At 44.6% G+C, this 14,402-nt stretch carries 12 protein-coding genes; 2 read left to right on the forward strand and 10 right to left on the reverse strand.

The window, feature by feature from the left end:
- Positions 1 to 111: 111 nt before the first annotated feature.
- From ACZ43M_RS19620 to ACZ43M_RS19635, 4 genes are all read right to left on the reverse strand, one after another.
- The gene (locus ACZ43M_RS19620) at positions 112 to 549 is read right to left on the reverse strand and encodes a BrxA/BrxB family bacilliredoxin (RefSeq protein WP_464504197.1); all 438 of its coding nucleotides are present in this window, start codon (positions 547 to 549) and stop codon (positions 112 to 114) included.
- 112 nt (positions 550 to 661) lie between these two features.
- Positions 662 to 1,786 carry a methylmalonyl Co-A mutase-associated GTPase MeaB gene (gene meaB / locus ACZ43M_RS19625; protein ID WP_464504198.1) on the reverse strand — a complete coding sequence of 375 codons (1,125 nt, stop codon included), beginning with the start codon at positions 1,784 to 1,786 and terminating at the stop codon, positions 662 to 664.
- The gene (scpA, locus tag ACZ43M_RS19630; RefSeq protein WP_464508071.1) at positions 1,786 to 3,927 is read right to left on the reverse strand and encodes a methylmalonyl-CoA mutase; all 2,142 of its coding nucleotides are present in this window, start codon (positions 3,925 to 3,927) and stop codon (positions 1,786 to 1,788) included. Before scpA ends, meaB begins: the two co-directional genes overlap by 1 nt.
- Before the next feature lie 37 nt (positions 3,928 to 3,964).
- Positions 3,965 to 5,797, reverse strand: coding sequence for a methylmalonyl-CoA mutase subunit beta (locus ACZ43M_RS19635; RefSeq protein ID WP_464504199.1), 1,833 nt, complete (start codon positions 5,795 to 5,797; stop codon positions 3,965 to 3,967).
- A gap of 206 nt (positions 5,798 to 6,003) precedes the next feature.
- On the opposite strand from ACZ43M_RS19635, the gene ACZ43M_RS19640 reads away from it, so the two are divergent.
- Both ACZ43M_RS19640 and ACZ43M_RS19645 read left to right on the forward strand, forming a co-directional pair.
- Positions 6,004 to 6,339, forward strand: coding sequence for a PadR family transcriptional regulator (locus tag ACZ43M_RS19640; protein ID WP_464504200.1), 336 nt, complete (start codon positions 6,004 to 6,006; stop codon positions 6,337 to 6,339).
- A complete protein-coding gene (locus tag ACZ43M_RS19645) occupies positions 6,332 to 7,000 on the forward strand; it encodes a DUF1129 family protein (RefSeq protein WP_464504201.1) in 669 nt (222 codons plus the stop codon). The genes ACZ43M_RS19640 and ACZ43M_RS19645 overlap by 8 nt, the downstream gene beginning before the upstream one ends.
- A 44-nt stretch (positions 7,001 to 7,044) precedes the next feature.
- On the opposite strand, the gene ACZ43M_RS19650 is transcribed toward ACZ43M_RS19645, so the two are convergent.
- The 6 genes from ACZ43M_RS19650 to bcd all read right to left on the reverse strand — a co-directional run bounded on the left by ACZ43M_RS19650 (position 7,045) and on the right by bcd (position 14,395).
- Positions 7,045 to 8,337: a dihydrolipoamide acetyltransferase family protein gene (locus tag ACZ43M_RS19650; protein ID WP_464504202.1), complete on the reverse strand. Its 1,293-nt coding sequence runs from the start codon at positions 8,335 to 8,337 to the stop codon at positions 7,045 to 7,047.
- 135 nt (positions 8,338 to 8,472) lie between these two features.
- The gene (locus ACZ43M_RS19655) at positions 8,473 to 9,456 is read right to left on the reverse strand and encodes an alpha-ketoacid dehydrogenase subunit beta (RefSeq protein WP_464504203.1); all 984 of its coding nucleotides are present in this window, start codon (positions 9,454 to 9,456) and stop codon (positions 8,473 to 8,475) included.
- 12 nt (positions 9,457 to 9,468) lie between these two features.
- Positions 9,469 to 10,473, reverse strand: a complete 1,005-nt coding sequence (locus tag ACZ43M_RS19660; protein WP_464504204.1) for a thiamine pyrophosphate-dependent dehydrogenase E1 component subunit alpha — start codon at positions 10,471 to 10,473, stop codon at positions 9,469 to 9,471.
- A gap of 124 nt (positions 10,474 to 10,597) precedes the next feature.
- A complete protein-coding gene (gene lpdA / locus ACZ43M_RS19665; RefSeq protein ID WP_464504205.1) occupies positions 10,598 to 12,019 on the reverse strand; it encodes a dihydrolipoyl dehydrogenase in 1,422 nt (473 codons plus the stop codon).
- Positions 12,020 to 12,036: 17 nt separating this feature from the next.
- The gene (gene buk, locus ACZ43M_RS19670; RefSeq protein ID WP_464504206.1) at positions 12,037 to 13,149 is read right to left on the reverse strand and encodes a butyrate kinase; all 1,113 of its coding nucleotides are present in this window, start codon (positions 13,147 to 13,149) and stop codon (positions 12,037 to 12,039) included.
- A 142-nt stretch (positions 13,150 to 13,291) separates the two neighbouring features.
- Complete coding sequence (gene bcd / locus ACZ43M_RS19675) at positions 13,292 to 14,395, reverse strand: branched-chain amino acid dehydrogenase (protein ID WP_464504207.1); 1,104 nt, start codon at positions 14,393 to 14,395, stop codon at positions 13,292 to 13,294.
- Positions 14,396 to 14,402: the final 7 nt, after the last annotated feature.

Genomic DNA, 14,402 nt, shown 5'->3' on the forward strand with positions numbered 1-14,402 from the left:
CACATGATAATAATTATGCAAATATATTTTTAAAAATTCATCGGAATTTTTTTGGTGTAATTTTTTCCATCAAAAAAGCCAACCTCCGTTAAGGAGATTGGCATCTGTTAATTACACTTCTTCACAATATTTTTCAAATTCCTGCTGCAGCTTTGCCACAACCGTTGCCGGGTCATAACCCTCAATTTGATGTCTTTCCACCATTGAACAAATCTTGCCATCCTTTAGTAAAGCAAACGACGGTGAGGAAGGCGGATAGCCAGTGAAATAACTGCGTGCTTTTTCGGTTGCCTCTTTATCCTGACCGGCAAAAACTGTAACCAGATGGTCAGGCCGTTTATCATAATGTATTGCATAAGCTGCTGCTGGGCGGGCGATACCGCCGGCACAGCCGCATACGGAATTAATCATGACTAAAGTTGTGCCCTTTTTCGCTAATGCTTCTTCCACCTCTTCAGATGTCTTAAGCTCTTCGTAGCCGGCAGCAGAAATTTCCTGACGCGCTTGGCGGACAACATCATTCATAAAAATATTAAAATCCATGCTCATTAAAATCACTCCTTTATATCTCTAGATATCAACATCATAACAGTTAAAATATGTTGATATCAAATGATTATTCCTGAGGGTCCAAAAGATAACTGCCAGATTTAAAAAAGTCTTAATCATTTTGGTCTATAAACGCTTGGAAAAGCTTCTCAACGGCTGTCGCGACAGTCATATCCCCGGCAATCACTTCGTTTTCGAATTTCGGCAGCAGGTTTTTGACTTCTCTATGAGAAAAAAATTGATAGTGGAGTTGATCAGTTATCATGGAATAGAGCCATTCCTTTGATTGGACCTTCCTCCTGTCAGCAAAAACTCCTGATTCCTTCGTCCTCTGTTCAAAAGCTTGAATTACATGCCATACATCTTCAATTCCTTCATACGTCATCGATGAACATGTATATGCTTTCGTAGTCCAGCCCTTCGTTGCAGGCTGGAGAAAATGGAGAATACGGTTATATTCTTTCCTGGTTTTATCTGCAACTGGTTTGTTTGACCCGTCAGCTTTATGGACTATAATGGCATCGGCTAGTTCCATAATGCCTTTTTTCATTCCTTGCAGTTCATCACCTGCGCCAGTCAAAACAAGCAGCATAAAAAAGTCTACCATGTCACGGATGATAACTTCGCTTTGACCGACACCAACCGTTTCGATTAAGATCACATCAAAGCCCGCTGCTTCACAAATCAGCATCGCTTCGCGCGTTTTGCGGTGAACCCCGCCAAGTTTGCCGGCCGTTGGCGACGGGCGAATAAACGCCCTTGGATTCCTCGACAGCTGTTCCATCCGTGTCTTATCCCCCAGAATGCTGCCGCCGCTGATTTTCGAGCTGGGGTCAATGGCAAGGACAGCCACTTGTAAGCCAAGTTTACAAAGATAGGTTCCAAACGCTTCAATAAAAGTGCTTTTTCCCGCGCCGGGTACTCCGGTTATTCCAATGCGGATGGATTGACCGGAATGAACCAACAGTTTTTGCAGGAGGGCTTGCGCTTTTTTAAAATGCTGCTCTGCATTGCTTTCTGCCAATGTAATTGCCCTTGCCAGCAAGCTTCTGTCCCCTTTTAGCACACCTTGATATAGTTCCTCAACCGAAGGCTCTGTGGAGCGGCGCTTTTGGAAGACAAGGTTTTTCTGGATTGATGCATCCTGCCCTGTATGCTCTTGGCCTTTGCGAATCACACTTGAAAACTTTTCGGGTTCGTTCGGGTTTACCCATTCCGGTCTTTGCTCCTCGGTCATTAATTTGCCACTTCCTCATAGCCTAGCCGCTTGTAAATTTCCTGGATAACCTTTTGCGCGGCCACTGGAATGATGGTACCAGGTCCGAAAATCGCAGCAGCACCATTGTCATACAAGAATTGATAATCTTGGGCCGGAATCACGCCGCCAGCAACGACGAGGATATCCTCCCGTCCGAGATTATTCAATTCGTCGATCAGCTGTGGCAAGAGCGTCTTATGTCCGGCAGCAAGTGAGCTCATACCGATAACATGAACATCATTTTCAACCGCCTGTGCTGCAGTTTCTGCCGGTGTTTGAAACAATGGGCCGATATCAACATCAAAGCCTAAATCGGCGAAGGCGGTAGCAATAACCTTGGCACCACGATCATGACCGTCCTGTCCCATTTTTGCAATCAGGATCCGGGGTCTTCGGCCTTCATTTTCGAGAAACTCATCCGTCATCCGCTGGACTGCGGCTATTTCTTCTTCATTCGTAAACGCGGTACTATACACACCACTGATTGAACGGATAATCGCTTTATGACGGCCAGCAGCTTTTTCAATCGCATCAGAAATTTCACCTAATGTCGCTCGAACACGAGCGGCCTTGACTGCTAGTTCCAAAAGGTTGCCTTCCCCGGATATGGCAGCATTCGTTAAATGCGTTAACGCCTCTTCCACTTTAAGTGGATCGCGAGCAGCTTTTAGTTCATTTAATTTTTCAATTTGCTTTAAGCGGACAGCCGTATTGTCAATATCGAGGATGTCGATTGGCTCTTCTTTTTCAAGACGGAAGGCGTTCACACCAATAATCGTTTCTTTTCCGGAATCAATTTGTGCCTGGCGTCTTGCCGCTGCCTCTTCAATTCTCATCTTTGGAAGTCCGGTTTCAATCGCTTTTGCCATTCCGCCAAGATTTTCGATTTCCTCAATATGAGTCCAGGCGCGCTTAATTAATTCGTCTGTTAATTTTTCCACATAATAAGAGCCTGCCCACGGGTCGATAACCTTGGTAATCGCCGTTTCTTCTTGTAAAAATAACTGAGTATTACGGGCAATCCTTGCTGAGAAATCAGTTGGCAAGGCAATGGCTTCATCCAAGGCATTTGTGTGCAGCGATTGCGTATGTCCCATGGCCGCGGCATGCGCCTCGATTAGTGTCCGGGTAACATTGTTAAACGGATCCTGCTCCGTCAGGCTCCAACCGGACGTTTGCGAATGGGTTCGCAGTGCCATCGATTTTTCATTTTTCGGGTTGAACGATTTCATCATTTTCGCCCAGATGAACCGTCCCGCCCGCATTTTCGCTACTTCCATGAAATAGTTCATCCCGATAGCCCAGAAAAAGGACAGGCGCGGTGCAAACGAATCAATGTCAATGCCAGCTTTCAGACCGGTTCTGACATATTCCAGACCATCTGCCAGCGTGTAAGCTAATTCGATATCAGCCGGCGCCCCAGCCTCTTGCATATGATAGCCCGAGATACTGATACTATTAAACTTCGGCATATATTTGGAGGTATATTCAAAAATATCGGCAATGATTTTCATCGACATTTCCGGCGGATAAATGTAGGTGTTCCGCACCATATATTCTTTTAAGATGTCATTTTGAATGGTCCCGGACAGCTTTTCCTGGCTGACTCCCTGCTCTTCGGCTGTAACGATAAAAAACGCGAGAACCGGAAGAACCGCCCCGTTCATTGTCATCGAGACAGACATTTGATCCAACGGAATCCCGTCGAAAAGGGTTTTCATATCAAATACAGAATCAATTGCTACCCCTGCTTTGCCAACATCCCCGATTACCCGCGGGTGGTCCGAATCGTAGCCTCTGTGGGTAGCAAGGTCAAAGGCAACGGACAATCCCTTTTGCCCCATTGCTAAATTACGGCGATAGAACGCATTACTTTCGTCCGCTGTTGAAAAACCGGCATACTGCCTGACGGTCCAGGGACGGTTGACGTACATGGTTGGATAGGGCCCACGTGTATACGGAGGAAGTCCCGGCAGGTGGTCAAGATGTTCCAATCCATCACGGTTTTCCTTTGTATAAACGGGTTTTAAGTTAATTTGTTCATTTGTCTCGAACAGCAAGTCCTCAATGGAACTGTCAATTTCTTTATCGACTTTTACCATCCATTCTTCTTTTGTGATAAACTTCTGTTCTTCATATAATTTTGCATTTTGAAAATCAGGCTTCAAGATGACTCACCTCGATTTCGGAAAGTATGTCTTTTAAAGTTTCATAGCAGTTGCTTTTGAAATGAATAAACTGTCTGATTCCTTCGCTAAACCACTGATCCTGCAGGCTTTTCTCAGGCAGCCCTGCCAGCAGGAATTTTACGTTAGGAAACTCTGATTTTATGACCGTCAGAATTTCGTGGCCGATTTGTTCATACTGTTCGTTATTGCCACAGAAGCAGACAAAGTTAGTATTCAAGTTTCTAATAAACTCCTTTGCGTCTTCTAGATCATGGATTGGCCGGCTTTCGATAGACTGGATTCCGCCCGCAGATAGGAAGCCTTTCATGAAATCCAATCTTGGCTTATGCTGTTTTAAGTTACCGAGACAAACCATGCCGACAGAAGGCACAGTGCCTGTCTTTTCCGCATATTGAATAGCCATTTGGCGAAGATCCTCGTATGGTTCAGAAAGTCTCCGCCGCTTTATTGCTTCGAAGTCTTTACCGCTGACATTTGATTTTTCAGGATAATCCACTATGGATTCATCTAATTTTGAATATACATTGGTTCCAATTATGCTCTGTTTTCTCGTCTGGATGTCTAGGTTCTTTTTTTCAAAGGTCGAGGCAATCTCCTGCTGCAGCCAGTTCGTTTTTAAAGCCTCAAGTATTCCACCCTTTGCATCGATTTCCTGGAAAAACACCCAGGCCTTTTGTGCCAGTTCCGATGTTAATGCTTCGATATACCAGGACCCTCCGGCAGGGTCAACCACCTTCTTTAAATGGGCCTCTTCACTTAAAACTAGCTGGATATTGCGGGCAACACGCTCGGAAAAGTCGTTAGAGCCGGTCAGAGCATCAAACGGCTCAACATGCAAATATTGAACTCCGCCCAGAACAGCTGCAAATGCTTCATTTGCAGAACGCAGAATATTAACATGGTGATCGTGAATTGTTTTCGTAAAGTGGGATGTTGTAGCTGTGATATGCATTTTTCGTTCATCCACGCTTGCACCGTACAATTCAGTTATTGTATTCCAAACGATACGGGCCGCTCGCAGCTTGGCAAGTTCCATAAAGAAGTTGCTGCCAATGGAGAATTGGAATACCATTTTTGACAGAGCTTGTTGGAGTGAGAGACCCTCTTGTGTAAGCTTCTCAATATAATACACCCCTGACGCCGCGGCTATTCCCAGCTCTTGGACAGCGCTTGCTCCCCCGTTATGATAGGTTGTGGTATCAACTATAACGGTCCGTAATTTCGGAAACTTTTCAGCTGCCTTACGAATTTCAGCTGGCCACATTTGAAAATAATCCTCATCGATTTGGCCATCTTCGGCAAAAAGTGCAATTGGATCATTGGCAATATATCCAGTCGCATTGTGGTTGAGTTGTGTTAATAAATTTGCCAGTTCCCATTTTGCATTGATGGCAAATGGGTATTTACTGTTTAAATCCCCAACAATGTCTGAAAAATTTGTGGCAAGGTCTTTGGATATTTCGAATGAAATGGCAGTTTGTCCCTTCTCAACAGCGTGGTGCAGCTGTTGTTTCAGCTCTTCCGGTGTTTTCGAGGTAATCCGCTGGGCCACTTTCCATTCGTTTGTCACATAACCTAACGGGTCAATTCCCCTTCTGTAATCTTCCCCTCCGGGATAATTTGACACATGCTGCTGTTGGTCTTGTGATGTATAAAGCGGTTTCAAATTAATATTTTCATATGTAGTACTTAGTAATGACTCTATCTTTTTTCCTTTTAGAGACTCTTCAGCTTTTACTTTCCACTCGTCCACTGATTTGGCTGGAAAAGTCTGATTGCGAATACTTTCCACGCTCCCCATCCCCCTTTCAAAGATAATTGAACTAAAATTCAATTAATTTAATTTTAGAATACAATGCCATTTCAGGCAATGAACTTTTTTCCAATTACCTATTGACTATCAAATAAAGATTGATTATTGTAAAAATAACTACTTTGTATTGCAAGGTAGTTGTTTATCGGCTAGCTATCTTGTAATACAATATACCGATTGAAAGGATACAAACCATGTCATTACGAAGCCAACTTTTAAAAGGGATTCTGGATGGGTGCATACTTGCTGTCATTGAAAAAGAACCCGTTTACGGCTATGAGCTTTCGAAGAAATTGCAAGCAGCAGGACTAAATGAGGTAAGTGAAGGAACCATTTACCCTGTTCTGCTAAGGCTCCAAAAGAATGGCTATATTCGCGGAGAAATGCAGCCCTCAGAATCAGGGCCTAATCGAAAATATTATTATTTAACTGATACAGGGCATGAGGCACTTAGAGACATTGCCCAGGAATGGGAAGAAATCGTTATTCCTGCAAGCTTTTTATTGAAAAGGGGGATTAGCAATGATTGAAGCAAAGCAATTGATAGAAATGAATAATAAGCGGCGGACAGAATTAACACCTGAAAATGAAAAGTATTATTCTGACTTTTTAATCTATATCAGACTCCAATTATTTCTTTCGGAGCAGCAATCTGAGGAAATTTTAATGGAGATACTGGACCATTTAATCGAGGGACAAAACGAAGGGAAAAGTGCTAGAGAAATATTCGGAGATGACCCAAAAGCGTTTGCGGATGAACTCATTGAACAAATCCCGAAAGAAAATAAACGGAATCTTATTCGATTTTTTTCTAGTATTGTCTTAGGTTTAGTGAGTTACTTCTTTATGATTCGCGGAGTGGTTATATTAGTTGTGGGCTTTTTTAAGGACGTGGATATTGTTGTATATCCAGTAAAATCGGTAGTGGTATCTCTCCTCATCATTACTATAAGTCTTGGAAGTATTGGACCAATATTTAAAATTGTTTCCCGTTCTCTTTTCTCCGCGAAGAAAACTGAAGTTAGCTATTCAATAAAAATTGCGCTGGTAGCCATGGCTGGTATGGGGATTATTGTTGTTACCAATCAATTCTTCCCAGCTTTTGGTCCAAAGTTTGATTTCCCATGGTATGCTTCCTTAATAACAGGTGGATTGGTATGGGGAGCTTCACGTTGGTTGAAAAATTGGTAATTTAACCAGGGTAGGCCGCCAATGAAGGCGGCCTGACTTAATAATTAGTAAATGGATGTTGTCGACTTCGACATATTTTCAATGATTTCCTTCACCCGAGCAAGGAATCGTCCGCAAACGAGGCCATCCAATACGCGGTGGTCCAATGACATACACAGGTTAACCATGTCACGTACTGCAATCATGCCATTATTCATGACTACAGGACGTTTCACGATTGATTCTACCTGCAGAATTGCTGCCTGCGGGTAATTTATTATACCCATCGATTGGACCGAACCGAATGAACCGGTGTTATTTACGGTTATCGTACCGCCCTGCATGTCTTCTGGACGGAGTTTACCGGAACGAACCTTCACAGCAAGTTCGGAAATTTCACGGGCTATACCTTTAATTGTTTTTTCGTCAGCATTTTTAATAACTGGAACAAATAATGCGTCATCGGTTGCGACTGCAATCGAAATATTGATATCTTTCTTTCGAATGATCTTGTCTCCTGCCCACATCGAGTTAATCTGTGGATATTCTTTCAGAGCCTGTGCAACTGCCTTCACAAAGAAAGCAAAGAATGTTAAATTAAAGCCTTCTTTTTTCTTAAATTCGTCTTTAATACTGTTCCGGTAGTCAACCAGATTGGTGGCATCAACTTCGACCATTGTCCAGGCATGCGGTGCTTCGTGCTTGCTGCGCAGCATGTTCGTCGCAATCGCTTTGCGGATGCCGGTAACCGGGATTTCAATATCGCCAGCAGCCAGTGGAATCGAAGGAGCTGCAGGTGCCGTAACAGGAGCAGGAGTTGGCTGACTTGGAGCCGCTGGCTGTACGGCTGCTTGTTGTACAGGCTCCTCAACAGCAGCAGTCTTCTTCCCAGCAGCAGGAATATTTCCTGACTCAATAATTTTCAAAATATCTTTTCTAGTAATCCGACCGCCTGCACCTGTGCCAGACACCTGTGCCATATCAATCCCATGTTTTTGAGAGAGCTTTAGAACAGCCGGTGAATAGCGGGCTTTGTTTTCCTGATCCACAGCCTCAACAGCGGGGGCAGCCTCATCAGTCTGGACAGTTGTGGCTTCACCAGCACTGTCACTGCTCCCTTCAGTTTCAATAGTACAAATGATTTCTCCAACCTCTAGCGTATCGCCTTCCCCGGCAATTAGCTCTTTAATCACTCCAGTAAAGGAGGACGGCACTTCGGCATTTACCTTGTCAGTCATGACCTCTGCAAGCGGGTCGTATTTATTTACCTTATCTCCAACGGAGACAAGCCATTTGCTAATCGTACCTTCTGTTACACTCTCGCCCAACTGCGGCATCTTAATTTGTTCTAGTCCCAAAGTAAAACCCTCCAATGTCTAACTCCAGCGCCTAGCCCCTCGAGGTCTTAAGCCGTCCCCCTCCGGAGGGCAGGCCCATCCTGCGGGTTACGTCTTAAGCTTGTCGGGGCTGACCGAGGCGCTTCCGTTTTTCTATTAAAACTCCGCAAGCTCGCGCATTGCTTTTTCGACTTTATCTGGATTGATCATAAAGTATTTTTCCATTGTTGGCGCATATGGCATCGCTGGGACATCCGGTCCAGCCAGACGCTTGATAGGCGCATCCAAGTCAAACAGACAATGCTCTGCAATAATCGCGGCTACCTCGCTCATGATGCTTCCTTCTTTATTGTCCTCCGTAACTAGTAAGACCTTCCCGGTCTTCGACGCCGATTCAATAATCGCTTCTTTGTCAAGCGGATAGACGGTACGTAAATCCAAAATTTGTGCCGAGATTCCATCCTTAGCCAACTTTTCCGCAGCCTGCAGGGCAAAATGTACGCAAAGTCCGTAAGTAATGACCGTGATATCTTCGCCTTCACGCTTAACATCGGCTTTCCCAATCGGAAGCGTATAATCATCACTTGGGACCTCTCCCTTAATTAGCCGATAAGCGCGCTTATGTTCGAAAAATAACACCGGATCGTTGTCACGAATGGCGGCTTTCAACAATCCTTTCACATCATAAGGAGTGGAAGGCATGACTATTTTCAAACCGGGCTGGTTCGCGAACACTGCTTCGACTGATTGCGAATGATAAAGAGCACCGTGGACACCGCCGCCGTAAGGCGCACGGATGACAATTGGGCAGTTCCAGTCGTTATTGGAACGATAGCGGATTTTTGCCGCTTCGGAAATAATTTGGTTCACTGCTGGCATGATAAAATCGGCAAATTGCATTTCCGCAATCGGGCGCATCCCATACATCGCCGCCCCGATTCCAACTCCGGCAATTGCAGATTCTGCAAGCGGCGTATCAATGACCCGCTCTTCACCAAATTGTTCATATAACCCTTGTGTCGCCTTAAATACCCCGCCTTTTACCCCCACATCTTCCCCAAGGACGAAAACTTTAGGGTCTCTTTGCATTTCTTCGCGAATCGCCATTGTTACGGCATCGATATAAGAAATTACTGCCATTTCCCTTCCCCCTTACTTATCCGCATACACGTATTTCAACGCGTGCTCTGGCGCTGCATACGGAGCATTTTCTGCATAGTCAGTGGCTTCGTTCACGATATTCATGACACGGTCATTAATTTGTTTTTCAAGTTCGTCATTCAAAACGCCCGTTTCTTTTAAATAAGCCCCAAAAGTAATGATCGGATCATTTGTTTTGGCTTTTGCCACTTCATCCGGGGCACGGTAGGTGCGGTCATCATCATCAGATGAGTGCGGAGTCAAACGGTAAGACACCGTCTCAACCAATGTTGGCCCTTCCCCGCGTCGTCCGCGGTCTGCCGCTTCCTTAACCACCTTGTAAACTTCAAGTGGATCGTTGCCATCAACGGTATATCCCGGCATCCCGTAACCTATTGCCCTGTCGGAAACTTTTTCACACGCCAATTGCTTTTCAATTGGCACAGAAATAGCATATTTGTTATTTTCACACATAAAAATCACCGGAAGCTTGTGTACACCGGCAAAGTTGGCACCCTCATGGAAATCACCCTGGTTGGATGAACCTTCACCGAACGTAACGAATGAAACAAAATCCTTTTTCTCCATTTTTCCAGCAAGAGCTACGCCTACTGCATGAGGAACTTGGGTCGTAACAGGAGAGGACCCGGTAACAATTCGGTTTTTCTTTTGCCCGAAGTGTCCCGGCATTTGCCGCCCGCCTGAGTTTGGATCCTCTGCTTTGGCGAACCCGGACAGCATTAACTCTCTAGGTGTCATCCCGAAGGTTAATACCACACCCATATCGCGGTAGTATGGGCAAACATAGTCTTTTTCACGATCAAGAGCAAAAGCGGCGCCAACCTGGGCTGCCTCCTGTCCTTGACATGAAATGACAAAAGGTATTTTTCCCGCACGGTTCAATAGCCACATCCGCTCATCAATCCGGCGGGCGAGGAGCATTGTTTCATACATTTCCAGCACTTTGTCGTCAGATAACCCTAACGCTTCATGACGCTTTTCCACCATTGCATTCATTCCTCCCGATTGTTCGTTACTTATACATTTTTACACGTTTCAAATATTGGAAACCTACTTGAAAAAAAGATGCTGACTTTTCAGCAATCTTCTTTTCATTTTCGGTCAATTTCCAATCAAACCATTACCCATGAATAGCTTTCCCATCCACTGCCAGCGCGGCTTCCCCAATAGCCTCTGACAAGGTTGGATGCGGGTGAATCGTATGAGCAATTTCCCATGGGACGGCATCCAATACCATCGCCAATCCTGCTTCTGAAATCATATCGGTCACATGAGGACCAATCATATGCACTCCTAGGATATCATCAGTCTCTTCATCGGCAATGATTTTGACAAATCCATCTGCTTCACCAAACACAAGCGCTTTACCAATGGCACGAAACGAAAACTTACCCACCTTTACTTTATGCCCCTTATCCTTCGCCTGCTCTTCAGTGATGCCGACACTACCAACCTCAGGGTTCGAGTAGATGCACCGGGAAACAAGATTATAATCAATTGGTGTAGGATTCTCTCCGACAATGTGCTCGACAGCCACGATACCCTCATGGGAAGCAACGTGTGCCAACTGAAGGCCGCCAATCACATCACCAATGGCATAAATATGGGATTCTTTCGTTTGTAAAACTTCATTCGTTACAATAAATCCTTTTTCTACCTGGATTTCTGTGTTTTCAAGTCCAATTCCTTCTGTATTCGCCTGGCGGCCTACCGAAACAAGCAATTTTTCCGCTTTAAATTCCTTTACTTCCCCTTTTACCTCGGCAGAAATGGATACCCCATTATCCCGAATAAGTGTCTCAGGAAGAACTTTTGCAGATGTAACCAGCTTGAGGCCCTTTTTCTTCAATAATCGCTGCATTTCTTTGGAGATATCCCTATCCTCGGTCGGAATGATACGATCTGCGTATTCAATCACCGTTACTTCTACTCCAAAATCAGAAAGCATTGATGCCCATTCGATTCCGATCACACCGCCGCCAACGATAATAATCGAGCTTGGCAGTGCTTCAAGCTGAAGGGCTTCATCTGATGACATCACATACTCCCCGTCAATTTCAAGCCCTGGCAGAGTCCGCGGTCTTGAACCTGTAGCGATAAGGACATTCTTCGGGATAAGCATTTCATTATCGGAACCATTATTCATTTCTACAGAGATCGTTCCAGGCATCGGTGAAAAAATTGATGGGCCAAGAATCCGGCCAAGTCCCTCGTAAACATCTATTTTCCCTTGTTTCATTAAATGTTGAACACCTTTGTGCAGCTGGTCGACAATTTTATTTTTCCGTTCCTGAACTTTGCTAAAATTAACACTTACATCACTAGTGATGACACCGAACTCTTCACTGCGTTTCGTTGTTGCGTATACTTCGGCGCTTCTTAGCAATGCCTTGCTCGGAATACAGCCTTTATGAAGGCAGGTTCCACCCAGTTTTCCTTTTTCGACGATGGCTGTTTTTAAGCCAAGCTGTGAAGCGCGGATAGCCGCAACATAACCACCTGTGCCCCCGCCCAAAATGACCAAATCATATTCTTGTGCCACAAACTCTTCCTCCTAAACTAAATGCTCAATATTTTGACTGCTTCAAATTTGCCAGGATATTCTTTTACCTCTTCCTCACCGCGCAAGATCCGAAGCGCTCCTTCCGCCAGTGCTTTCAGTTCGTTTTCCCCCGGTTGGACAATCACATCTGCTATCCAATTAATTCGTTCGCTTATCGATTTGACAAAATCCTTCCCGTAGGCAAGCCCGCCAGTTAACACGATTGCATCCACTTTACCAGAGAGTACTGCACTTGCGGCCCCGATTTCTTTAGCGACTTGGTAGGCCATTGCCTCATACACAAGTTCAGCTTCTTTATCGCCCGAGGCAATTCGTTGTTCCACCTCCAAGGCATCGTTCGTTCCAAGATAGCCAACAAGTCCTCCTTGGCCGACTAGCCGTTTCATAATCTCATCACGATAATGTTCTCCCGAAAAGCACAAGGTAACTAAATCTCCAGCAGGAACGGTGCCGGCACGCTCTGGACTAAAGGGTCCATCCCCATGGAGTCCGTTATTGACGTCCACCACTCTTCCCAATTTATGGACACCAACGGTGATACCGCCCCCCAAATGAGTAACGATTAAATTCAACTCAGAATATTTTTTTCCTAATTCCTTTGCTACTCTTCTGGCCACAGCCTTTTGATTCAATGCATGGAATATACTTTTTCTTTCAATTAAGGGAAAGCCTGAAACCCGTGCAATTGGGTCAAGTTCATCGACTACAACCGGGTCAACAATATAAGAAGGAATGTTTAGACCTGTGGCGATTTCAAACGCAATAATCCCGCCAAGATTCGAGGCGTGCTGACCTGAGAAACCCACTCTCAAGTCACGGAGCATTGTTTCGTTAACACCGTATGTTCCACCTTCTATTGGCCGCAGCAATCCGCCTCGTCCGCATACTGCGCTAAGCTTAGATATATTAATCTCTTCGTTATCCAAAGTTTCTAAAATGGTGGTTTTTCTAAATTCATATTGATCAATGATAGTAGGAAAAGAGTTGATGGTATCAGTATCATGGCGAATGGTTTTCTCCAGAATGGATATTTCATTATCGAAGACTCCAATTTTTGTGGATGTTGAACCTGGGTTGATAACGAGAATTCGATATTCTTTATTTGGCAACGTTTAGCCCTCCATTTTTTGCTTCTTTCTCTATCAATGCAGGCGAAGAGTAATCCCGGGAAGTACTGCACCTTCATTAAAGGCAAAGACGCTGAATTTTTCATTCAGCGCTCTTGCCCCAAACATTCACCAGGAAAATGGTCTATCTTGTTCTTCTTCTACTCAATATGTGGTGGCCATTTTGAAGAAACTGGCTTCTGGAATTACGCATTCTTTCAATTCTTTCCTCAGCCATCCGGTCTGCTGCCACGTAAGTTGGGATTCCATCACGCTTAGAAATATCAATGACCTTTTCAATACTGTTGTAGATGGTTTCGACCTTTTTCAAGGCACGGTCGCGATTGTATCCGTATAACTCATCGGCAACGTTAATGACCCCACCAGCATTGATGACATAGTCAGGTGCGTAGACGATTCCCAATTCGTGAATCAGGGCACCGTGGCGTGTCTCCTTTAATTGGTTATTAGCTGCACCAGCAATCACTTTCGCCTTTATTTGAGGAATCGTATCATCATTGATAGTGGCACCTAAAGCACAAGGAGCATAAATATCACATTCTACACTGTAAATTTCAGTTGGATCAACCGCACGAGCGCCAAACTCTTCTACCGCCCTCATCACGGCCTCTTTATTGATATCCGTTACGATTAATTGGGCACCTTCTTCATGCAAATGGCGGCACAAATTATAAGCCACATTACCGACACCCTGGACGGCAATCACTTTGCCTTCTAGCGAGTCGGAACCAAAAGCTGCCTTGGCTGCTGCTTTCATTCCACGGTACACACCATAAGCCGTAACTGGTGAAGGATTTCCCGATGAGCCGAATGCCGGAGAAATGCCGGTTACATAATCAGTTTCTTCATGAATTAAATCCATATCCGCCACTGTTGTTCCTACATCTTCAGCGGTAATGTAGCGGCCATTTAAACCTTGAACATAACGACCGAAAGCACGGAACATTTCTTCATTCTTGTCTTTGCGAGGGTCCCCGATGATAACAGTCTTACCACCGCCAAGATTTAAGCCAGCTGCTGCATTTTTGTATGTCATGCCCTTTGCTAATCGTAATGCGTCTTCAATTGCAGCTTCTTCCGTTTCATATGTCCACATTCTGGTTCCGCCTAATGCAGGTCCCAGAGTTGTATCATGTATCGCAATAATGGCTTTTAGGCCTGATTGTTTATCCTGGCAGAATACCACTTGCTCATAATCATATTGTTCCATGTACTTGAAAATTTCCATTGTCTAT

Source organism: Neobacillus sp. B24 (assembly GCF_055381825.1).

What these genes read in the sequence shown, in the direction of transcription:
- bcd (WP_464504207.1), bottom strand. Translation starts at nt 14,395, where the DNA reads ATGGAAATTTTCAAGTACATGGAACAATATGATTATGAGCAAGTGGTA.
- ACZ43M_RS19635 (WP_464504199.1), bottom strand. Translation starts at nt 5,797, where the DNA reads ATGGGGAGCGTGGAAAGTATTCGCAATCAGACTTTTCCAGCCAAATCA.
- ACZ43M_RS19655 (WP_464504203.1), bottom strand. Translation starts at nt 9,456, where the DNA reads ATGGCAGTAATTTCTTATATCGATGCCGTAACAATGGCGATTCGCGAA.
- ACZ43M_RS19645 (WP_464504201.1), top strand. Translation starts at nt 6,332, where the DNA reads ATGATTGAAGCAAAGCAATTGATAGAAATGAATAATAAGCGGCGGACA.
- ACZ43M_RS19640 (WP_464504200.1), top strand. Translation starts at nt 6,004, where the DNA reads ATGTCATTACGAAGCCAACTTTTAAAAGGGATTCTGGATGGGTGCATA.
- ACZ43M_RS19620 (WP_464504197.1), bottom strand. Translation starts at nt 549, where the DNA reads ATGAGCATGGATTTTAATATTTTTATGAATGATGTTGTCCGCCAAGCG.
- meaB (WP_464504198.1), bottom strand. Translation starts at nt 1,786, where the DNA reads ATGACCGAGGAGCAAAGACCGGAATGGGTAAACCCGAACGAACCCGAA.
- ACZ43M_RS19660 (WP_464504204.1), bottom strand. Translation starts at nt 10,473, where the DNA reads ATGAATGCAATGGTGGAAAAGCGTCATGAAGCGTTAGGGTTATCTGAC.